This window comes from Ktedonobacterales bacterium (genome assembly GCA_036557285.1).
In the GTDB taxonomy this organism is placed as follows: Bacteria; Chloroflexota; Ktedonobacteria; order Ktedonobacterales; family DATBGS01; genus DATBHW01.
Map to the genome: position 1 here is coordinate 14,226 of DATBHW010000007.1, position 20,152 is coordinate 34,377.

Sequence of the window (20,152 nt, forward strand, 5' to 3'; positions counted from 1 at the left end):
CCTTCAGGCGCGGCCTTCAGCCGCCAGCCATAGTTAAAGTAGTAAGTGAGAGGGGGGTTATGGAGACAATCATCTTGCCAGCCGTCGTGCCTGGCGATCTGAACCTGCTGCTGCTGAACCTGCGCCTGCATCGCGGCGAGGCCCGGCTGGATTGGAGCGGCGTGCAGGAAGCCCCCGCCGACGCGCTGAAGGTGCTGTTCACCGGCCTTGATCTTGTGAAAGATGCCGATGCCCTCGGCATTGAAACCGTCCCTGACCATCTGGCCGAAGCGATCAGCGCCTCGCTGGATGGCAATACGCAGCCATCAGGTCGCCCGCACCGCTCAACGACCAGGCGCACGCTCTGGGACGATACCAGCCAGCCTGATCTCTTCGAGGAAGCGGAAGCCGAGGAACCAGCAGAAGAACCACTCACCGAGGAGGAAGAGCGTACCCCGGCAGAGGACGCAGCGGCGTCAACCAGCCCTGAGCCGCCGAAGGCGCTGCTGGCCGCGCCGCCGCCGGTCAAGATGCGCGAAGAATTAGAGCAGCTCGTGCTGAATGACCTGCTTGGACCGGCAGGCGGGCCGGAAGAAGAGGTTGATGAGCGCAACATCACAGATCGCTATCTGATCGGCATGCTCGCGCCCCAGCGCCGCCGCATCGGCCCCGACACCCCGGAGGAGCCGGAGCGCGCGAGCGACCAACGGGAGCGAGAGTGGCCGAACCCGGAGAGGCCAGGCAGCCGTTCCCGAAGGCCGGAGGAGGACGCGCCGCCAGGTCGCCGCCGGGTTGTCGCGCCGGAAGAGCAGGATGATCTGGCCGTCGCGGGCGCCGACAGCGCCGAGGAGGGCAGCACCGAAAGCGAAGCGCAGAGCGCCACCTTTTATCCCTCCTCGTTCGGCCTGAGCTTCTGCGTTGATGGCGAGGCCTCGGCGCTGCGCATGCGTGCCACCTGGGGGCGCTATCGTCGCGTAGCCAGCGCCACCCTCTTCAATCCCAAAAGCGGCAACCCCAAGCTGATCTGGAAACGCGAGCCAATGGGCGGCGTCCTTGAGGATGTCCCCTTACAGGTTGGCCCGCTCGAAGCAATGCTCCCCGATGCCCGCCAGCCAGAAGTCATCGTGCGCGGACTGGTGCGCCGTCTGGGCGAGAACTGGATCGTCACCCTCTTCCTGGTCAACACCCAGCGCGAACCCCGCAAACTGCGCGATCTGGCCTGGATTTTCCAGCCGGAACTTCAGGTGGAAGCGCCCGATGGCGCGCCCATCTTCTGCCGCCAGACGGGGCTGGCGACTAAAGTCGCACCTGAAGTCCCTACGGGACACGAAGCCCGCCTTCGCGGGCTGGGCGCAGGCGCGGGGGAGTGGGGGGAGCCTGCGCAGGCAGGCCTGGTGGCGCAGCCTCAAGGCGCGACTTTAGTCGCCAGCGCCGCCCCGGACGAAGAACAGGCCATGGCGATGCTCTACCGCCAGCGAGTGGAGTTTGCGGTGGGGCATGGTGTCAGCATCCATACCGAGACGGCCCCCGGCCAGCCAGACCGCGCCGTGAGGATACGCACGCGCATTGCTCCAACCTATGAAGTCGCACAGACCACCTCGCCAAGCGCAGACGATCTGCCCGGCCTTGCCGATCTTATCCTGGATATGCGCACCCTGGCCGAGACCGCCGACGCTGACTTTGCCAGCGCGCTGATGCCGCTCGTCACGTCCTATGCTGCCTGGATTGTCGGCCAGAAGGACCGTATTGCAGACCCCTCTGCCCGGCTTGGCGAGTATCGCCAGACGGCTCAGCACGCGCTGGATGCCTGCCGCGTGACCTTGCGGCGTATCCAGGCCGGTATTGATCTGCTGGGCACGAACGCGCAGGCAGCAGCAGCCTTTCGCTTTCTCAACCACGCTATGTGGCAGCAGCGCGTTCACACGCTTGTCTCTGAGGCTGCGCGGCGCGGGCAGCCAGTTGACCTGACGGCGGTTGACGTTCCGGCCAATCGCACCTGGCGTCCCTTCCAGCTTGCCTTTATCCTGCTGAACCTGCTATCGCTGACCGATCTGCGCCACCCGGAGCGCGGCGCGGCGCCCGACGCGGTGGCCGATCTGCTCTGGTTTCCCACCGGCGGCGGCAAGACCGAGGCGTACCTGGGCCTGACTGCCTATACCCTGGCAATCCGGCGCTTGCAGGGAACGGTTGGTGGGCGCTCCGGCGAAGAGGGCGTGGCCGTTCTCATGCGCTATACCCTGCGCCTGCTGACCATCCAGCAGTTCCAGCGCGCCACTGCGCTGATCTGTGCCTGCGAGGTGATTCGCCGCGAAGCACTGGACAGAGGCGATACGCGCTGGGGCACGACGCCGTTTCGCATTGGCCTGTGGGTCGGCCAGCGCACCACCCCGAACTGGACCAGCGACAGCGCCGAAGCCGTCCGGCTCGATCACGGGCAGTTCAGGCGCGGCAGTTCCCTGGGGGGCAGTGGCTCGCCCGCCCAACTGACCAACTGCCCCTGGTGCGGCGCGAAGATCGACCCTGGCCGCCATATCAAAGTAGACCCCTACAATCAGGGCGCGGGCCGGACCTTTATCTATTGTGGTGAACCACTGGGCAACTGCCCTTTCAGCCAGCGGCTCGCGCCAGAGGAAGGGCTGCCGGTGCTGGTTGTGGATGAGGAGATCTACCGACGCCTGCCGTCTCTGCTCATCGCTACCGTTGACAAGTTCGCTCAAATGCCCTGGAATGGCGCGGTGGGCATGCTCTTCGGGCAGGTCAACGGCTATTGCCCCCGTCACGGCTTCCGCTCGCCAGAGATTGAGGACAGCGATCTGCATCCGCGCCGGAACGGCCTGCCAATGGTGCGCACCGAGCCACGCGGCCCGCTGCGCCCGCCTGACCTGATCATTCAGGACGAACTGCATCTCATCAGCGGCCCGCTGGGCACGCTGGTCGGCCTCTATGAATCGGTGATTGACCGGCTGGCCTCGTGGGAGGTAGATGGTCGAACAGTGCGCCCGAAGGTCATCGCTTCCACCGCAACCATCAGACACGCGCCCGCGCAGGTACACGCGCTTTTCTTGCGTCAGGTGCAGGTCTTCCCGCCACAGGGACTGGATGTTGAGGACAATTTCTTCTCCCTCCAGCGTCCTCCTGGCGAGCAGTATCCAGGGAGGCGGTATCTCGGCATCTGCGCGCCCGGCCACAAACTTAAGAACGTGCTAATTCGCGTCTATGTTGCCTTCCTGTCTGCCGGGCAGGTGTTGTATGAACGCTATGGGCGCGCTGCTGACCCCTGGATGACATTGGTAGGCTATTTTAATTCTATCCGTGAACTGGCCGGGGCGCGCCGCCTTATTGATGACGATGTGCGCAGCCGCCTGGGCAAAATGAATGCACGCGGCCTTGCCAAACGCCTGGCCGGGTCTATTGAAGAACTCACCTCGCGCAAGAGTTCCACCGACATCCCTAAGGTGCTGGACCGGCTTGAAGTCGTCTTTGATCCCATTGATGAAGCCGAACGCCAGGCAGCGCGCAAAGCGGGCAAAGGCTCGGAGAAGCGTCGTCCCTATGATGTCCTGCTGGCAACCAATATGGTCTCGGTTGGGGTTGATGTGAAGCGCCTGGGGTTGATGGTTGTGGCCGGTCAGCCCAAGACGACAGCAGAATACATCCAGGCCACCAGCCGCATCGGTCGCAGCCAACCGGGCCTGGTTTGCGCTGTCCTCAACTGGGCGCGCCCGCGTGATCTCTCTCACTATGAGCAGTTTGAGCATTACCACGCCACCTTCTATCAGCACGTGGAGGCGCTCTCGGTCACACCCTTCTCGGCGCGTGCCCTGGATCGCGGCCTATCGGCGCTGCTCGTGGCCTATGTGCGGCTGCTTGGGCTGGAGTTCAATGAGAACGCCCATGCTGGCCGAATTACCGGCGGCCACCCGTATCTCCAGCAGGCGATTGCCGATCTTACCGGGCGCGCCCGGCTGATTACCGGCGATTCGGAAGCTGGTGATTTCGTGCGCCGCGAGCTAGAGGAGCGTATAGACGCCTGGCTGGAGACCGCCCGGCGAGCTACGGGCGGGCGCATCCTGGGCTATCGAGATCGCTCTGACGGTAAGACGCTTGGCCTGCTGCGCGCGCCTGATCTGCGCGCCTGGCAGCCGTTCACCTGCCTGACCTCGCTGCGCGATGTCGAGCCGATGATCCGGCTGATTCTGGATGAGCGCAGCCTGGAGAGCGGGCCAGAGCGCCCGCTGGTACCCGTTGCCAGGCTGGAGCCAGAAGGAGAGCAAGAGGCGTGACCTACGGAGCAGAAGCCAAAAAGCATTATGTGGGCGATTTGCGCCCGCATCAGTTGCTCACCACTTTTGGCGTGGGAGCAGTGGTGGACCTGCCCAACCTCTCTGTTATGGTGATGGGCCTGGAAGACTGGCAGACGCAGCCTATGACCGAGATTGGCGAGGAGCGGCTGCGCCAATGGGTCCGTATCCTGCTAGGCTATCAGGTAGATCGCCTGCTCGCGCTGCCGGTGTCACAGGATAGTGGCCCCTGGAACGAGCGCGCCCTGGGAGAAAACGCGCTGGTAGGTGTGCCGGTGGCCGCGTTTCCACGCTGGATGGTCTGCCCGTTCTGCCGACTCCTGGCCCCGCTGGACTCCGATCTCTTCGAGTTGAAGGCCCATCCCTTCCACCCCGAGAATACACGCTATCTGCACCGCAACTGCCAGCGGGCGGCCCGCCCTCCGGCAGCCATTCCGGCGCGCTTTCTCGTCGCCTGCCAGAACGGCCACCTCGATGATTTTCCCTGGGACTATTTTGTCCACCAGGGACCAACTGATTGCCAGTCACTCCTGCGGCTCCGCGAGTTCGGCGTATCTGGCGAAGCAGCGGACATCCAGGTCTTCTGCGAGGTCTGCCAGCGCGGACGCCCGATGTCGGCAGCCTTTGGCGAGGAGGCCAAAGCGTCCATGCCGCTTTGCCGGGGTCGCCGTCCCCACCTGCGCGACTATGAGGAGGACGGCTGCACCGAGCAGATGAGAACGATTCTACTGGGAGCCTCCAATAGCTGGTTCCCGGTGCTGCTTTCCGCGCTCTCGGTGCCGACGGCGGTTGACCGGCTCGGCCAGTTAGTGGATATGCACTGGCATGTGCTGGAAAGGACTCACAACGTGCAGGAGGTCGCGCTCCTGCGTGATATTGGTTCCCTACCGCAGTTTGGCAGCTACAGCGCCGAAGAAATCTGGGAGGCTGTGGAACGCAAGCGGAGCGGGCAGGACACCGCCGCAGCCAGGCCGACCAACATCAAAGTGCCGGAGTGGACCATCTTTACCCATCCCGAAGAGGCTCCCAGCCTCCCACAGTTTCGGATGAAAGCCGCCCCGGTGCCGTCTCGCTACCAGGGCACCTTCTCGCGCATTGCCCTGATCGAACGGCTGCGCGAAGTGCTGGCATTAGTGGGGTTTACGCGCATCACCTCCCCCAATGATTTTGGCAGCGCAGAGGAGGTGCAGGGCGAACTGAGCTACGCGCCCCTCTCGCGCCAGCCGACGCGCTGGGCGCCCGCCTCGGAGGTGCACGGCGAGGGCATCTTCATCCAGTTTGATGAGCAAACCATTCAACACTGGCTACACGCCATCCCAGCCGTTGAGCGCCGACGGCAGGAGTTTCGGGTGGCACATCACCGCTGGTGCCAGCAGCGCCACCTTGACCCCCAGCAGATTCGCTTCCCAGATGCGCGCTATATCTTGCTGCATACCTTCGCGCACGCGCTGATGCGCCAGCTGTCGCTGGCCTGCGGCTACACAGCGGCAAGCCTACGAGAGCGCATCTACTCGCTGCCACCAGATCACGAGGATGGCCCGATGGCCGGGGTACTCATCTACACGGCTGCGCCCGATAGCGAGGGAACCCTGGGAGGTCTGGTGAGCCTGGGCCAACCTGAGCAGCTAGAAAGGCACATTGATGCCGCGCTGGAACGGATGCGCTGGTGTGCGTCGGATCCTCTCTGCGCCGAGCATTCGCCTCTCACGGAGATGGTCGTCTTGCACGCGGCGGCCTGCCACGCCTGCCTCTTCGTGCCAGAAACCTCCTGCGAGCGCGGCAACAAATATCTGGACCGTTCGCTCCTGGTGCCCACCATTGAGCATCCCGATCTCGCGTTCTTTGATACCAGCGAACCCAAAAAGAGCCGTTAAGACACATCTGCCAGGCACGAGCTGGATGCTCAATTTGCGGAATGGACGAGGAATGCTATGTAGCATTTGACGATTCGTGTCCCCTGGCATCAGAACCGTTGGAACGGCACCGTTTGCGCGGCTCCCTCCGGAAATCCCTACTGCCTGGTCCTTAAGCGTATTCACCAGGAGCGCGATGATGCCAGGGAAGATGGACTTCAGGGGCGCTCCTGGAGTGTGCTTGAATCAGGCGAGCTTCCACTCTGCAAAGCGGAATCGGCTGCCCTTATGAATGACTGGCCCTGGAGACGCACCTTTGAACACGTCTACCATCGCAACCCGAATGCTGCTGCTACGCACGGCCACCTCAAGCCTGCGACGATCATAGTGCTGCCCTATACAACCTTTGCAGTTCCATATTCATACCACTTGCCCTCCTCAGTTGAGCCATACTGATGTTTCTGATTAGGAGACCTATCAATGATTAACTGGCCTCACGATATTGGTATTGTTGCCATTTCTGTTATTCTGTCGGCCTTACTATCCGGGGGTGGATGGCTCTTAGTTCGACTTTACGAGCGGCGGAATGCTCGGCTTTCTGTCATAGCAGAGGTTGCAGTGAACTTTAATGCTCTTACTGAATTCCGGGATACTCTCAAGTCAGCTTCGGTCATCCGCTCGAGGCGGGTCAGCTCATGGTTCCGGCTCTCCATCAATCCACCGTTGCGATCCCTCCTCCCACTTATCAGCGTGCTCAGGCCAAAGCCCAGCCTGCCCTGCACCTGGATGCTCTGACCCTGGTCTCCCGTCTCCATTTGCTGGCCCTCTGTCGGTTCGCGGTACGCCTGGCGCAGCGGCGGTGTCCACCCCCTTTACCAGCTGGTCCCGGAGGGCATCCGAGGGTCTACTCGTGACGCTTCGTTGTTGCTGATCGCCTTGCTCCGAACACTCTGGCGTCTCTCCTACCAGGATATGCGCGATTGGTTGCGTAGTTGGCCGACCTTGGCGCTCGCGTGCGGATTGCCCTCGATGCCCATGGTCAGCGGCGTATCCCCTCTCCTTCCCAACAGTGGAAACGTGAGCGGGCTGCCGGAGCCCCGGTAGGCGAGGCGTTGCTTATCCTGGCAGTGCAAATTGCCATCCGCTGTCGGCTCATCGGCGCTCGTGAGCCTCTTCATCGATAGCGCCCCCATCCTGGCGTGGTGGCGACGTGATCCTGATGCCCAAGTGAGGCACGCTCCGGCGCACCACCCACGTCCGCTGTTACGGGGGTACCGGGTGCATACCCTGCTGTGCCGGGGTTCGGGCTTGCCGCTGCTCTTTCTCTTGTCTCCCGCGAGCGTGCATGATGCGCCCTTTGTCCGACCGCTGCTTGCCTGGGCAGTCTTGCTCTATCGGCTGCGTCCTCGTATCATCCGCCTGGATGCGGGGTATTGGGGTTTGCGTCTGATTGCCTGGATTCATTCGGCGTTAGGCGCGGAGGCGGTGGTCCCGTGGAATCCCAAACGGCAACGCAACCGCTCCTGCTTGCCACCCACCTGGACCGCCGAGGAACGCGGGCCTACGCACGAGCATTGAACGGTTCTTTGGGCGCGGCTTCAGCCTGTTCAGTTACTTCCGCGTGCCTCGCCCGCCCCTGTGTGGCTGGTCGGCAGTAGCAAGGCGGGTGGCTTTGACCTATACTGCCACGATTGTTGTCGCGCTTCTCTGCCTATCAGGCAGGACGGCCTGATCTCATTCGCTCGCCCACACGCGTCGGGCCAGCATCTGTCCCGAATCTGGCGCTGGGCCTTCGTAACGCTTTCCGTAACGCTGCCGTCACGTAGGCATGGTATGCTGCGACAAGAACGAGGTCTGCTCCCGGCGAAGGAGGAATCCAGCGATGACTCAGCCATCTGCTGCGCTTGCCACTCTGCACGACGCTGCCATGCCCCGTGATCCCGCTCCCCGCATACGTAGGCGCTGGTTGCTCGTTGCGCGCAGCGCCTGGCTGCTGATCGCCGCAGGCGTGCTCGCCAATTTTCTCCTCGGCCTCCCGGCCTACGCTGCCCAATTGCAGACGGTCTGCACCTCGGGCCCCTTGCGCTGCTCCGCCCTTTCCCTGCCCACGCCTGCCAACGTCCAGGCGCTGCAGCAGGTGGGCCTCTCGTTGGAGGCGTATGCTGCCGTCAACATCTCGTGGCTCGTGGCCGTCTTGCTGGTCTATCTGGCCGTCGGAGCGCTCATCTTCTGGCGCAAGTCGCAGGAGTGGTATGGCCTGTTTGTCTCGCTCCTGCTCGTCCTCTTTGGCGGCAGCTTCACCAATCCCAGGCACGCCATTGTCTCTGGCCCGGTCCCGCTCCCGTTTCAGCTCCTCCTCGAGCTCTCCTCGCTCGCCGAGTGGCTCGGCCTGCAGGTGTTTCTCTTGACCTTCCCCACCGGGCGGTTTGCGCCCCGCTGGACCTGGGGGGTGGCACTGTTGCAGGTGGCGTGGGTCGGCTTCTTCTTCTTACCAACGCCCTACGACGCCCCCCAGTGGCCTGGGCCCCTCTTCCCCGTCGGCCTCCTGCTGGCCCCGGGCAGCATCGCTGCGGTGCTGGTCTATCGCTACCGGCGGGTGTATACCCCGGTTCAGCGCCAGCAGACGAAGTGGCTGGTCTTTGGCTTTGCGACGGGTGTGGTGGTGGCGGGGCTTTCGAACCTCCTTGGGGTGGTGGTTCCTGGACTGAGCGCGCCTGATGCTCCGTACCAATTGCTGAGTAACTTCTTTCCCGGCCTACTCTACGTGTCGATCCCGCTCTCGGTGGGGGTTGCCATCCTGCGCTACCGGCTGTGGGACATCGATACGATCATCAACAAGGCGCTGGTCTATGGCTCGCTGACCGTGCTGCTGGCTGCCCTCTACGGGGGCCTGATTCTCGGGTTGGAGAGTCTGGCCGGGCAATTCACTGGCCAGGCCACAAGCAATCCGCCGGTGCTGGTCGTCTCCACCCTGGCGATTGCCGCGCTCTTCGTGCCCGTGCGGCGCCGTATCCAGGCCAGCATTGATCGGCGCTTCTATCGCCAAAAGTATGACGCCCAGCAGACGCTGGACGCTTTCTCAGCGACGCTGCGAGAGGCGCTGGATCTGGAGCACTTGCGCGAGCATCTCCTGGCGGTGGTGCAGGAGACGATGCAGCCCGCCCATGTCTCGCTCTGGCTGCGCCCGCCGACACGGCTCCCCACCGAGCAAGCCCAGCGCCTGGATCCCCGTGAGGATGGGCCCAGCAGGCCAAGCTTGGACTGAACGGGTCAGCAACTCGAAGGGCAGGAGGAGGTTCTCTACAGGAGGCGCAAGAATATCTGGCAAGCGGCGCTAACAAGTTTAGAAATGCCCTCAGGGGTTCTTATTAACCCATTTCGCTGCGGTTGTTGCGCTCATTCTTGATCGGCTTGGAGTGCCTGATAATACGCACATTCCAGCCGCAGCGGACAATGTGCGCAGGCCGGGCGCTGTGCGTGGCAGATTCGCCGCCCATGTCGAATCAGATTCACATGCAAGGGATACGCCCACTCGGCGGGCACGATGCGCTCAAAGACCACGTGCTCCTGGTCCGCCGACACCTTCGCCCCAATCAGCCCTAGCCGCTTGCTTACTCGTAGCACGTGCGTATCCACTGGAAAGGCAGCAAGCCCCAGCGAAAACAGCAGGACACAGGCCGCTGTCTTTGGCCCCACACCTGGCAGCGAGCGCAGATACTCACGCGCCTCCGAAAGCTGGTACGTCTTCAGCAGATCAAGCGAGAGCGGCCCGCCATTGAGCCGACTCGTCAGCACACGCAGCACCTCTTGAATGCGCGGCGCCTTCATATTTGCTAGCCCACCGGAGCGAATCGCCTGCGCCACCTGCGCCACAGGCGCGTCGCGCACCTGTTCCCAGGTGGGAAACGTCGTCACCAGCTGCCGATACGCCCGCTCTGAGTTCACATCCGACGTATGCTGCGAGAGGATGGTGCCCACCAGCCCGCCCAGCGCATCGCCGTCGGGGAGCCAGTCTGGCTTGCCATACGCCTGAACGAGCAGGGCATATATCCGTTCCAGCTTAGGCGGCGCGGTGATTTCAACGCTGGTGAGCGGTGTGGCTTCTATAGACATGGCAAAATTATAGCATACCAGGCTGACCACGCATCAAGAGAAGCAAAGCCTTGCAAACCAATCAGCGGCACGCGCGTAGAGCTGAGATTGCAGCGCCTTCAAGCCAGATGCTAGAATGCGGCGGCAAGAACTAAATAAAGCTACACGCAGAAACGGAAGCACGCATGCAGCAAGAGCCTCTAGGTGTCTTTCTCGATCAACTCGCGTCCAGCGCGCCCACGCCGGGCGGCGGCTCGGTGGCGGCGCTGTGCGGCGCGCTCTCCGCCGCGCTGAGCAGCATGGTCGCAAACCTCACGCTGGGACGCGAAAAATATCGTGAGGTAGAACCGGCTATCCGCGCCGCGCTGAAGCAATCCGAGCAACTACGCGCCGAATGCGCCCGGCTGATCGCTGACGACATCGCCGCCTATAGCGCGCTCTCAGCCGCCTATAAACTTCCCAAAGCCACGCCAGATGAGCAAGAGACGCGCTCCGCGCAGATTCAGGAGGCGCTCAAGGGAGCCGCCGAAGCACCCTTGAGCATCGCCGAACGGGCGCGCCAGGCGCTGGACCTCTGCCAAACACTGGCAGAAATTGGCAACCTCAACGTCATCAGCGACGTGGGCGTGGCCGCTGTCACAGCACATGCCGCGCTGGAAAGCGCCGAACTGAACGTACTCATCAACCTGAAAGCCATCAAAGACCGGGCGCTGGCCGAGGCGCTGCTGCAACGCCTGAATGCCGCCAGAGGGGGCGCGGCGCCCATGACCCAGGATATTCTGGCGACGGTGCGCGAAAAGATGGGCGTCTGACACTATCTCGACACGATCACGACACCACCCTGATACGACAAGGAGACACGATGCCTGCGCAGATTCTGGATGGACGGGCGCTGGGGGCCATCATCAAAGATGAACTTAAGGCGAAAGCCAGAAAGCGCGCCGAGGAGTTGGGCTGGCCGCCAGGACTGGCGATTGTGCGCGTCGGCGAGGAGGCCGCCTCTGCCGTCTATATCAAGCAGCTTTTGCGCGTGGCCGCCGAGATCGGCGTTGACGCTCAGCTGATTTCATTGGAAAGCGATAACACCATTGACGAGACGCTGAGCACAGAGCTCAGCCGACTCAACGAAGACGCCCATATTCAGGGCATCATCATTCAGATGCCGCTCCCGCCGCACCTTTCGCAGCAGAGCGCCGCCAACGCCATCGCTTCCACCAAAGATGTTGACGGCATCAGTCCGCGCAGCGCGGGAAATCTATTTCTTGGCTTGCCTTCCTTTGTCCCTTCCACCAGCGCCGCCATCATGGAGGCGCTGGACCGCGCAGGCATCAACCCGGCGGGCAAGCGCGCTGTCGTCGTCGGGCGCAGCAACGTCGTTGGCAAGCCGCTCTCATTTCTCCTGCTCCAGCGCAACGCCACCGTCACCATCTGTGGCCGCCAGACCCGCAGCCTGGGCGCCATAACACGCCTGGCCGACATCCTGGTCGCGGCGGCTGGTCAGGCCAGATTGATTACCGCCGAGATGGTCAAGCCAGGCGCAGCCGTCATAGACGTGGGCATTAACGTCAAGCCGGAGGGCGGCATCACCGGCGACGTAGATTTTGAGGGCGTCAAAGCGGTAGCCGGAGCGATTACGCCCGTCCCCGGCGGCATCGGCCTGCTCACGAATCTCATGGTCATGAAACAGGTCATCGAAGGCGAGCGATAGCATCGAGGCAAGTGCTCTTATGGCTGGCTTGCGGTAGCCAGCCCCTGCTGAAAGCGCGCCCACGCGGCTTCGACCTGGGCGCGAGTCGCCTCCAACGTGCCGCTGTTGTCAATCACCTCATCAACCAGCGCCAGCTTCGGCGCAGTGGGCGGCTGCGAGCGGAGTCTTGCGCGCGCCTCTTCCTCGCTGAAGCCGCTGCGCTCCATCAGCCGCCGCAACTGCTGCTCTTCTTCACAGATCACCAGCCAGCGGCTCTTGCAGAGCGCGCCAGTGCCGCCCTCCAGCAGCTTCACCGCGTCCAGAATCAAGATCGCATCTGGCGGCTCTGCCTGGATTTCGGCGGCGATAGCCGCGCCCACTGCCGGATGCACAATCGCCTCTAGGCGACGCAGCGCCTCAGCATCGTTAAAGACGATATTCCCCAGCCTGCGCCGATCAATCGCGCCCTCCGGCGTCAGAATCTCCGAGCCAAAAGCAGCAACCACACCTGCATAGATGGGCTTGCCCGGCTCGTAGAGTTGATGGACCACCAGATCGGCGTCAATATAGCGCGCCGCCCCAAGCTCCAGCAGCATCTGCCCCACCGTCGTCTTGCCGCTGGCGATATTGCCCGTTATTCCCAGCAGGATAGCCATCTGCTCATCTCCCTTTTATTGACAAGCCCGCAGCGGCCAGCGACGTACCCTGGGGGCGGGGAATCCGCGTCGGCGGATTTGGTGGCCTTGGGCCTTTAGAACCCCTCACACACCCTCCGCACGAGCAGGGACGGGGTTGTAGCGCCGTCCTTCCAGGCGGCAGGGGTGGGGCCAACCGTCGGTTGTGTGAGGCATTCTTAGGTGCGGTTTTAACCGCCAGCTTGCTGCCAGAACGCCTCCAGACGCTGGTTGAACGGCGCGCCCGCCCGATAGATAGTATGATACCAGCCCTTCAGCACAAAACGCTCTGCGCCCAGCCGCGCAGTAATAATATCGGCAACCGCATCCAGCGCGGGGTTCCAATTGCCGCTCACCACCAGCTTAGGGAAGGTGGTTGCCGCCAGGGCATCCAGCGGGATAGAGATGGTCCAGGGCGGCGCTTCGGCCATATGCGCCTCAACGGCTTTGCGCTCGATAGGCGATAGCTCGACACGTTCTGGGATCGGTTGGCCCATCAGCCTTCTGAAGTCTTTCCAGAACTCTTCAGGCGTCTTGCCCAGCGGTGGCGGCTCGAAGTGGCTCAGCCCGTCCACCTGGGCATCCGCCGCCGGATTGCCAAATGCCACGCTCAGCGCGGGCGGCTCGATCACCGTCAATGAACGCACCAGTTCTGGCCTGCGCGCCGCAGCCATCATCGTCACAATCCCTCCATAGGAAAACCCCACCAGATGCGCGCCCGCTCCCAGCAGGCTCAACATATCCTGCACATCCCCCTCCACGTCGGTCTGGGTAACGACAGGCCGATCTCCATAGCCCCGGCGCGTCAGGATCAGCAGCCGATAGCGTTCGGCCAGCGGGCGCTGCCTGGCCCACATCTCGCTAATCGGCGCGGGCGCGCCGCTGCCATGAATCAGCAGCACAGGCTCGCCCTCACCCCACACCTCAACTGGAACAGTATCCATGTTTACCTCGTCACGTTCTGGCCTACACCTGATAAAACGCGAAAAAGTCCTGAAGCTCACCTTGCGTGACCAGTACCTGATAGGGGAAACAATCCGCAATGCCCTCAAGAGCGCGCAGGCGCTGAACCCGCTGCAAGAAATCGGCTGCCATCTCCTCATTCACCTGCCAGGTATGCCGGAGAAACTGGCCCCACAAAGCGCGAAATTGCAAATGAGGGCTGTCAACCCTGGCCGATTGCCCAAAGGTCGGTGGGAAGAGACGCCGATACGCATCCCAATTGTAGAGCCACGATCCCCCAGATACCCATCTTGCCTGGGGATGAGCGTCTCGAATATACTGAAACATCGCGCGCATTTCGGCCACGCGGACAGATCGCCGCTCGTGGCTCAACGCGCCGCAGGACGAGGTATCCTGATTAGAAAAGTGGAGACGAATTGCCAGGCGCTCAGGATAGTAATCATAAGCGAAGCACCCCCAATGAGGAAAATCCGTGAACTTCGGGATGTTTGGATAGCGTGTGAGATAGGTCTGATAGGCCCACGCGGTATCCTGGCGCGTCCCCTGCAATCCCTGGATATACGATTGCCATGCTGGCTGCGCGGCGTCAAACTGGCCTTCTATCCCCAGGATTTTATAGATCGCCGTATTATGCAGAACAGCTTCAGCAAGCGACAGCCGGGCAACTTCAGCCACTTTCCGAGCAAACAGCAGTTGCACCTCAAGATAGCGCTCAGGATAGACTTGAACCTGTGCTTGCATATCTGGTTCCTTTGCTGCCTTGCAGCAGCACGTTGACGGGCTTCTACTCGCTCAAGCCTGCCCACTCCTCATAAAGAGCAGCCAATCTGGCTTTCTCACGCTCGTAATCTTCGGCAAGCGTCGTGATGCGCTCAACGTCGGCTTCCAGGCTGGCCGCCGAGAGCTGCTCCTCCAGCGCAGCGACACGCTGCTCAGTCGCGCTGATCTCCGCTTCGACATCGCCGATCTGGCGCGTGGCCTTGCCCTTACTTGAGACCGTCTGGCCTTTTCTCCCATTTGCCTGCGACGGGGCCGCTGCGGCTTGCGATTCCTGCCGCCGCGCCTGAATCGCCGCGCGCGCCGCCGCAGCGGCCTTGCGCGTCCGATAATCGGTATAATTGCCCGGATGGTTGATGAGCGCCCCGTCCTGCACCATCCAGACGCGCGTCGCCAGCGCATCCACAAAATAGCGGTCATGCGAAACGAAGAGCAGCGTTCCATCATACCCGGCCAGCACTTCTTCGAGGAACTGGCGCGAGGGTAGGTCCAGGTGGTTCGTCGGCTCGTCCAGCACCAGGAAATTCGCACCGAGCAGCGTCAGCTTTGCCAGCGCCAGGCGGCTGCGTTCGCCGCCGCTGAGCGCGCTGATCGGCTTATAGACATCATCTCCGCTGAAGAGAAAGCGCCCCAGAAACGTGCGGGCGCTCTCCTCGCTGAAGGGCGTTGCCTGGCGAATCTCATCCAGCACCGTACTCTGGGGATTCAGGTCGTCATGTGTCTGCGCGTAATAGCCCACCAGCACATTATGCCCCAGCGCCACGCGCCCCTCCAGCGGAGCAAGCTGCCCGATAATCGTTCGCAAAAGGGTCGTCTTGCCGCTGCCGTTCGGGCCGAGCATGCCGATGCGCTCGCCGCGCTGCACTTCCATATCGGGAACCATCAACAGACGCAAGGCGCCATCGGCTGCATTCGTCTCTGGATACCCAACCACCAGCTTCTGCGTCGAAAGCGCCATCTGCCCGCTTTCAATCTGCTTGCCCAGCCGGAAGCGCATTTCCTGAAAATCTTGCGGGCGCTCCAGCCGCTCCATCCGGTTCAACAGCGTCTGGCGGCCACGCGCCTCTTTGCTGCGCTGCCCAGCTTTATAGCGCCGGATAAACTCCTCGGTGCGGGCGATATACTCCTGCTGCTCCTCGTATTCTTTGCGCCGCCGTTCCAGCCGCTCGGCGCGCTGCTGCAAGTAGCGCGTGTAGTTGCCCTTATATTCCTCGACACGCCCAAATGCCAGTTCCAGCACGCGCGACACGACCTTATCAAGAAAATAGCGATCATGGGCCACGACGATGATCGCGCCCTTCCAGCCGCTCAGATACTCTTCCAGCCATTCCAGCGCAGCCAGATCAAGATGGTTTGTCGGCTCGTCCAGCAAGAGCAGGTCCGGCTCCTGCAACAACAGCTTGCCCAGCGCCGCGCGCGTCTGCTGGCCGCCGCTCAGGCTCGTCGCGGGAAGCGCCTGCTGCTCTTTGGTAAAGCCCAGGCCATCCAGCACCTGGTCAACGCGCGCCCCAATCGTATACCCGCCCGCGTGCTCAAACCGCTCTTGCAACTCAGCATAGCGGTCCAGCAGACGCTCGTACTCCTCAGCATTCTCAAACGATTCCGGCGTCTCCATGCGCGCCGCCAGCGTATGCAGCTCCTGCTCCCAGGCATGCGCGTTCGCAAAGACCTGAAGCATCTCTTCGCGCAGTGTGCGCGTTGGCACAAAGCCTGCCGTCTGCGTCAGATAGCCCACGCGCAGCGCGCTCGCGCCGGAAAGCGCGCCGCCATCCGCCTCCTGGCGGCCAGCCAGAATATCCAGCAGGGTTGATTTGCCCGCGCCGTTCGGACCAACCAGCCCAATCCGGTCATTGGCGTCCACGCGAAAGCTGACGTCGGAGAAAACCATCTCCGCGCCAAACGATTTTGTCAGATTTTCAACGGTTAGCAAAGACATAGCGCCTGAATTGTACGCGATACTGCCGGGGTGGCGCAAGCATAGCTTAGATGTCTTTCCACAGCTTCGCCTGGCTGAAGTGAGACAAATGCCCAACGTTCGTTGTGGCGATGATAACCTCATCCTCTGGGCGGCTGATGATGGCCGCCTGAGTGCAGAGAATCATATCCCCATCGAGGGCTTTGTTATCGGCAGTTGGCCGACCATGACGCCGAGCCTCTGCCCACAACTCAGCAGCTTTGAGCATCGTTGAGGTCGTCAGCGGGAGGTAATCCAGATCATTCTTGAGTTCGTTCAGACGCTCAATGCTCTTTACGCTGCCAATACGCAGCAGTTCACGGCGCAACTCATAGTCTGCAATTTCAGGAACAATCACCCTGACCTGCTCTTGTACTAACCGACGCAGCCAGGCAACAATCTCAGGCGCTGGCTTGGGATGAGCAAGCATGCCAAGCGGACCAGCATCCAGCAAAATGATTCTACTCATCTGTAAACAGGCTCCGCGAGGAGAGCCGATCCTCTTCCAGGGCAGCTTTCACTTTGGGCCAGGTTTCCTCATCATAGCCAGATTCGTCTGCCAACCACTCATCCAGATGGCGAAATAGCCGCTCGGTTCGCTCCGCAGGTATAGGTTGTTGGAGCGCGACCTCATGAACGACTGATTCCAGAAGCGCGATACGCTTTTGTAGCTCCTCTATTTTCGCTTCCAACTCCCGCGCTTCTGAAGAATGAAGCGCTGATTGCTTTGTCTCATCATTGGTTTTTGCCATATTTTCCCTCCCAGCGCCGCGTTGAACTGCTGCGGTTTAACTCTTTGTCATCTGTAGCATATCACACGGACAGGGGCAATCCCCGGCTGAACTGGAGCAGCGCGCTCGCTAGTGTTGATAGCCGCGAACAGGCCTGATATGCTGGCAATCGGGATCAGGAGCGAGTAGAATGTAAGTGAGTGATGGCGAGATCGAAAGAAAGCGAGTGCAGCCATGAGCGCGACACAAACCAATGCGGCAGCGATTCAACGCGCCTGGGGAGAATCACCAGGAGAGAACTAAAGGTTATGGATATTTCTCTATCCACCCTCCTGGCAGAACTGGTGGCTGATTTAGAGCGGCGCGCTCCCTACGCGGCGGCGCTCTACACCAGCGCCAGCGGTACGCGAATCGGCATCGATCACCGCGAGCAAAGCGCCAACCCTCAAGACCCCAGCCAGGGCGTCGTCTTCACTCTCTTCACCGGCGACCATTTGGAAGAATGGGCCACCAGCGACCTGGACCCGGACCACCTGGCTCAAGGTCTGCGCGCCTGGGCCAGCAGCATCCCTATCACCAGCCGCGAGCAAGCGCCAGCAGGCATCTTGCCCCTGGAGCAGCGCGGCCAGACTGGCGCCAATAACCTGCAAACCTTCGCCACGCCCTGCCAGATTTCGCCTGCCAGCCTCTCGCTGCCAGAAAAACTGGAACGGCTCCGCCTCCTTCAGAGCCAGGCGCAAGGCTTTCATCAGCGGGTTGTGAACGCCGAAATCACCTATAACGATCACGAAGAGCGCAAGCTGTTTCTTGGCGGCGGACGCCAGATGCAGCAGGAGATCACTCGCACGCGGCTCGACCTGACCGTCGTGGTCTCCGACGGCCAGACCATGCAATATAACTGGCTGACCCACGCCGGAACGGGCGGCCTTGAACTGGCAGACTTCAGCGAAGCCGAACTGAGCGAAGTCTGCGAGACGGCGCTGCGGCTCCTCGAAGCCGACAAAATCGAGCCAGGGCTGTACGATGTGGTCACGGACCCCACCGTCTCCGGCACGATTGCCCATGAATGCTTCGGACACGGCGTCGAGCTAGACCTCTTCCCCAAAGGCCGCGCCAGAAGCGCCACCTACTTCGATCAGCGCGTCGCGGCGCCAGCAGTGGATATGTTCGATGATCCCACCATCCCAGGCGCCTACGCCTCCTATTTCTTCGACGACGAGGGCCAGCCTGCCGCGCCAACTCAGATTTTGCGCGATGGCGTCCTGGTGGCTCCACTCACCGATCTGGTGTCGGCAACGCTCACCGGGCGCAGCCGCAGCGCCAACGGACGCCGCACAAACTACGCGCGCAAGAGCTACGCGCGCATGTCCAATACCTTTTTCGGGCGCGGAACCGTCCCGCCAGCAGACTTGCTCGCCAGCCTGGAGCATGGCATCTATCTGCGCCAGGCGAGCAGCGGTATGGAAGACCCGCTGGGCTGGGGCATTCAAGTCACCGCTCACTATGGTGAGGAGATCATCAACGGCCAGCGCACCGGACGCCTCTTCGCGCCCATCGGCATCACCGGCTACGTCCCCGATCTGCTGCAAAGCATCTCTGCCATTGGCAATGATTTCGCGCTCGATGGTGGTTGGTGCGGCAAGGGGCATAACGATTGGGTACCCGTCTCCTCCGGCGGCCCGCATCTGCGCATGAAAGCGAGGCTGGGATAATGCGCCCGACAGACCCTCTGGAAACAGTAACCCAGGCATTAGAGCATCAGGCTGGCGTGGCTGACTGGCAGGCCCAACAGACCACCCGGCGCAGCGCCCAGCTCTTCCTGATCGGCGCTCAGACCGAAACGCAGCGTCTGGTCAGCACCGAACAGGTAGAGATGCGCGTCTATAACGATCACCCGCCGCGCGACTCCCAGCCAGGCTCATTTACAGATAAGGGCGGCGATTTCAATCGCCGACAGGCGCGAGGCGCAACCAGCCGCATCCTGCTCCCTGAAGAGATTACCGATCAGACCCGGTTGCAGCGCGCTCTGGAAGAGAGCGTCGTGATCGCGGGCCTCACCGACAACCTGCCCTACAGCCTGCCAGGCATGCCCGCTGCTGGCTACCCGGCAGTTGAAACGGCAGATCGCGCGCTGGCCGATTCTGACGACGCGCGGCTGGCCGCCCTGGCGGAACTGCGCGAGCGCCTGCTGGCCGCCGTCGCCGACGAGCCGGGCATCCGGCTCAGCAGCGTCGAACTCTTCGCCACCGCCAGCGCGATCACCCTGCGCAACAGCCAGGGCATCCGGGCAAGCCGCAGCGAAACCGAGGTCTTGTGTGATCTGGTCCTGATCGCCAGCGACGGAACACAGACCGCCGAATATCACGCCATGCCCCAACGGCGGCGGCTGGCCGACCTTACCCTTGAAGAAGTCGTTCATCGTTCGGCGCGCTATGCACGCGACAGCCTGCGCGTCGGCCTGGCGCCCACGCACGAGGGGCCAGTCGTCATCAGCGGCGAGGCGCTGGTGGACCTCTTCTCGCCGCTTATCTTCCACAGTTCCGCGCGGGCGGCTTATCAATCCATGAGCCGCTTCGCCCTGGGCGCATCCATTTCCGGCGACGACAGGATACAAGGAGACCGCCTGACCTTCATAAGCAACGCGCTGCTGCCCTATGGACAGGCCAGCGCCCCCTTCAGCGAAGAGGGTCTTCCGGGTGAGCGAGTGGTCCTGATACAAGACCACTACCTGCGCGCCTGGTGGGCCACCAGGCGCTATGCAGACTATATGCATATTCGCCCAACCGGCAGCTTTGCCAACATCGAGATCCCCCCTGGCTCCCACACGGTACAGTACTTGCTAGAGGGCGAGGGTCCATTGTACCATCTGGTGGCTTTTTCGTGGCTGAACCCGGATGCGCTGACCGGCGATTTTGTCGCCGAGATCAAGCTCGGCTACCGGCTGGAACGCGGACAGGCCACACCGATCAAAGGCGGCTCGTTGAGCGGCAACCTGCTTGAAGCGCTCGCCCGGACATCTGTTTCACGTGAAACACAATTCACTGGCGGTTACACCGGCCCCCTGGCCCTGCGCTTCGAGCGGCTGACCATATCGGGTGGCTAAGATGCTAGCTGAGACGCTCCAAGAACGCCTGCGGCTGG

At 62.1% G+C, this 20,152-nt stretch carries 16 protein-coding genes; 8 read left to right on the forward strand and 8 right to left on the reverse strand.

Annotation, left to right across the window (positions count from 1 at the left end; genetic code table 11):
• The first annotated feature begins 59 nt into the window (after window positions 1-59).
• Window positions 60-4,262: a DISARM system helicase DrmA gene (gene drmA, locus VH599_02820; protein ID HEY7347226.1), complete on the forward strand. Its 4,203-nt coding sequence runs from the start codon at window positions 60-62 to the stop codon at window positions 4,260-4,262.
• Entirely contained in the window at window positions 4,259-6,154 is a 1,896-nt protein-coding gene (locus tag VH599_02825; protein ID HEY7347227.1) for a DUF1998 domain-containing protein, read from the forward strand. The genes drmA and VH599_02825 overlap by 4 nt, the downstream gene beginning before the upstream one ends.
• Before the next feature lie 941 nt (window positions 6,155-7,095).
• Here VH599_02825 and VH599_02830 read toward each other — a convergent pair.
• A complete protein-coding gene (locus VH599_02830; GenBank protein ID HEY7347228.1) occupies window positions 7,096-7,311 on the reverse strand; it encodes a hypothetical protein in 216 nt (71 codons plus the stop codon).
• 49 nt (window positions 7,312-7,360) lie between these two features.
• On the opposite strand from VH599_02830, the gene VH599_02835 reads away from it, so the two are divergent.
• Window positions 7,361-7,711, forward strand: a complete 351-nt coding sequence (locus tag VH599_02835; GenBank protein HEY7347229.1) for a transposase — start codon at window positions 7,361-7,363, stop codon at window positions 7,709-7,711.
• Window positions 7,712-8,015: 304 nt separating this feature from the next.
• Window positions 8,016-9,398 (forward strand): hypothetical protein, encoded by a 1,383-nt coding sequence (locus VH599_02840; GenBank protein HEY7347230.1) that lies wholly within the window; start codon window positions 8,016-8,018, stop codon window positions 9,396-9,398.
• 131 nt (window positions 9,399-9,529) lie between these two features.
• On the opposite strand, the gene nth is transcribed toward VH599_02840, so the two are convergent.
• Window positions 9,530-10,246, reverse strand: coding sequence for an endonuclease III (gene nth, locus VH599_02845; GenBank protein HEY7347231.1), 717 nt, complete (start codon window positions 10,244-10,246; stop codon window positions 9,530-9,532).
• 164 nt (window positions 10,247-10,410) lie between these two features.
• Between nth and VH599_02850 the strand changes: the two genes are divergently transcribed.
• Window positions 10,411-11,037: a cyclodeaminase/cyclohydrolase family protein gene (locus tag VH599_02850; protein ID HEY7347232.1), complete on the forward strand. Its 627-nt coding sequence runs from the start codon at window positions 10,411-10,413 to the stop codon at window positions 11,035-11,037.
• 50 nt (window positions 11,038-11,087) lie between these two features.
• Entirely contained in the window at window positions 11,088-11,933 is an 846-nt protein-coding gene (locus VH599_02855; GenBank protein ID HEY7347233.1) for a bifunctional 5,10-methylenetetrahydrofolate dehydrogenase/5,10-methenyltetrahydrofolate cyclohydrolase, read from the forward strand.
• A gap of 17 nt (window positions 11,934-11,950) precedes the next feature.
• Here VH599_02855 and coaE read toward each other — a convergent pair whose 3' ends face one another.
• The 6 genes from coaE to VH599_02885 form a co-directional block, all read right to left on the reverse strand.
• Entirely contained in the window at window positions 11,951-12,568 is a 618-nt protein-coding gene (gene coaE / locus VH599_02860) for a dephospho-CoA kinase (protein HEY7347234.1), read from the reverse strand.
• Between the two features lie 209 nt (window positions 12,569-12,777).
• Complete coding sequence (locus VH599_02865; GenBank protein HEY7347235.1) at window positions 12,778-13,530, reverse strand: alpha/beta hydrolase; 753 nt, start codon at window positions 13,528-13,530, stop codon at window positions 12,778-12,780.
• A 22-nt stretch (window positions 13,531-13,552) separates the two neighbouring features.
• Window positions 13,553-14,290, reverse strand: a complete 738-nt coding sequence (locus tag VH599_02870) for a hypothetical protein (GenBank protein HEY7347236.1) — start codon at window positions 14,288-14,290, stop codon at window positions 13,553-13,555.
• Window positions 14,291-14,333: 43 nt separating this feature from the next.
• Window positions 14,334-16,262 (reverse strand): ABC-F family ATP-binding cassette domain-containing protein, encoded by a 1,929-nt coding sequence (locus VH599_02875; GenBank protein HEY7347237.1) that lies wholly within the window; start codon window positions 16,260-16,262, stop codon window positions 14,334-14,336.
• A gap of 46 nt (window positions 16,263-16,308) precedes the next feature.
• A complete protein-coding gene (locus VH599_02880) occupies window positions 16,309-16,749 on the reverse strand; it encodes a PIN domain-containing protein (GenBank protein HEY7347238.1) in 441 nt (146 codons plus the stop codon).
• On the reverse strand, window positions 16,742-17,032 hold the full coding sequence (locus tag VH599_02885) for a hypothetical protein (GenBank protein HEY7347239.1): 291 nt from the start codon (window positions 17,030-17,032) through the stop codon (window positions 16,742-16,744). The genes VH599_02880 and VH599_02885 overlap by 8 nt, the downstream gene beginning before the upstream one ends.
• A 287-nt stretch (window positions 17,033-17,319) precedes the next feature.
• Here VH599_02885 and VH599_02890 point away from each other — a divergent pair, with 287 nt between their 5' ends.
• Entirely contained in the window at window positions 17,320-18,723 is a 1,404-nt protein-coding gene (locus tag VH599_02890) for a TldD/PmbA family protein (protein ID HEY7347240.1), read from the forward strand.
• Entirely contained in the window at window positions 18,666-20,114 is a 1,449-nt protein-coding gene (locus VH599_02895) for a metallopeptidase TldD-related protein (GenBank protein ID HEY7347241.1), read from the forward strand. Before VH599_02890 ends, VH599_02895 begins: the two co-directional genes overlap by 58 nt.
• The last annotated feature ends 38 nt before the right edge of the window (window positions 20,115-20,152 follow it).

Excerpts from the sequence above, each read along its gene's own strand:
- drmA (HEY7347226.1), top strand. The coding sequence starts at position 60 with ATGGAGACAATCATCTTGCCAGCCGTCGTGCCTGGCGATCTGAACCTG.
- VH599_02830 (HEY7347228.1), bottom strand. The coding sequence starts at position 7,311 with ATGAAGAGGCTCACGAGCGCCGATGAGCCGACAGCGGATGGCAATTTG.
- VH599_02840 (HEY7347230.1), top strand. The coding sequence starts at position 8,016 with ATGACTCAGCCATCTGCTGCGCTTGCCACTCTGCACGACGCTGCCATG.
- nth (HEY7347231.1), bottom strand. The coding sequence starts at position 10,246 with ATGTCTATAGAAGCCACACCGCTCACCAGCGTTGAAATCACCGCGCCG.
- VH599_02850 (HEY7347232.1), top strand. The coding sequence starts at position 10,411 with ATGCAGCAAGAGCCTCTAGGTGTCTTTCTCGATCAACTCGCGTCCAGC.
- VH599_02855 (HEY7347233.1), top strand. The coding sequence starts at position 11,088 with ATGCCTGCGCAGATTCTGGATGGACGGGCGCTGGGGGCCATCATCAAA.
- coaE (HEY7347234.1), bottom strand. The coding sequence starts at position 12,568 with ATGGCTATCCTGCTGGGAATAACGGGCAATATCGCCAGCGGCAAGACG.
- VH599_02865 (HEY7347235.1), bottom strand. The coding sequence starts at position 13,530 with ATGGATACTGTTCCAGTTGAGGTGTGGGGTGAGGGCGAGCCTGTGCTG.
- VH599_02870 (HEY7347236.1), bottom strand. The coding sequence starts at position 14,290 with ATGCAAGCACAGGTTCAAGTCTATCCTGAGCGCTATCTTGAGGTGCAA.
- VH599_02875 (HEY7347237.1), bottom strand. The coding sequence starts at position 16,262 with ATGTCTTTGCTAACCGTTGAAAATCTGACAAAATCGTTTGGCGCGGAG.
- VH599_02880 (HEY7347238.1), bottom strand. The coding sequence starts at position 16,749 with ATGAGTAGAATCATTTTGCTGGATGCTGGTCCGCTTGGCATGCTTGCT.
- VH599_02885 (HEY7347239.1), bottom strand. The coding sequence starts at position 17,032 with ATGGCAAAAACCAATGATGAGACAAAGCAATCAGCGCTTCATTCTTCA.
- VH599_02890 (HEY7347240.1), top strand. The coding sequence starts at position 17,320 with ATGGATATTTCTCTATCCACCCTCCTGGCAGAACTGGTGGCTGATTTA.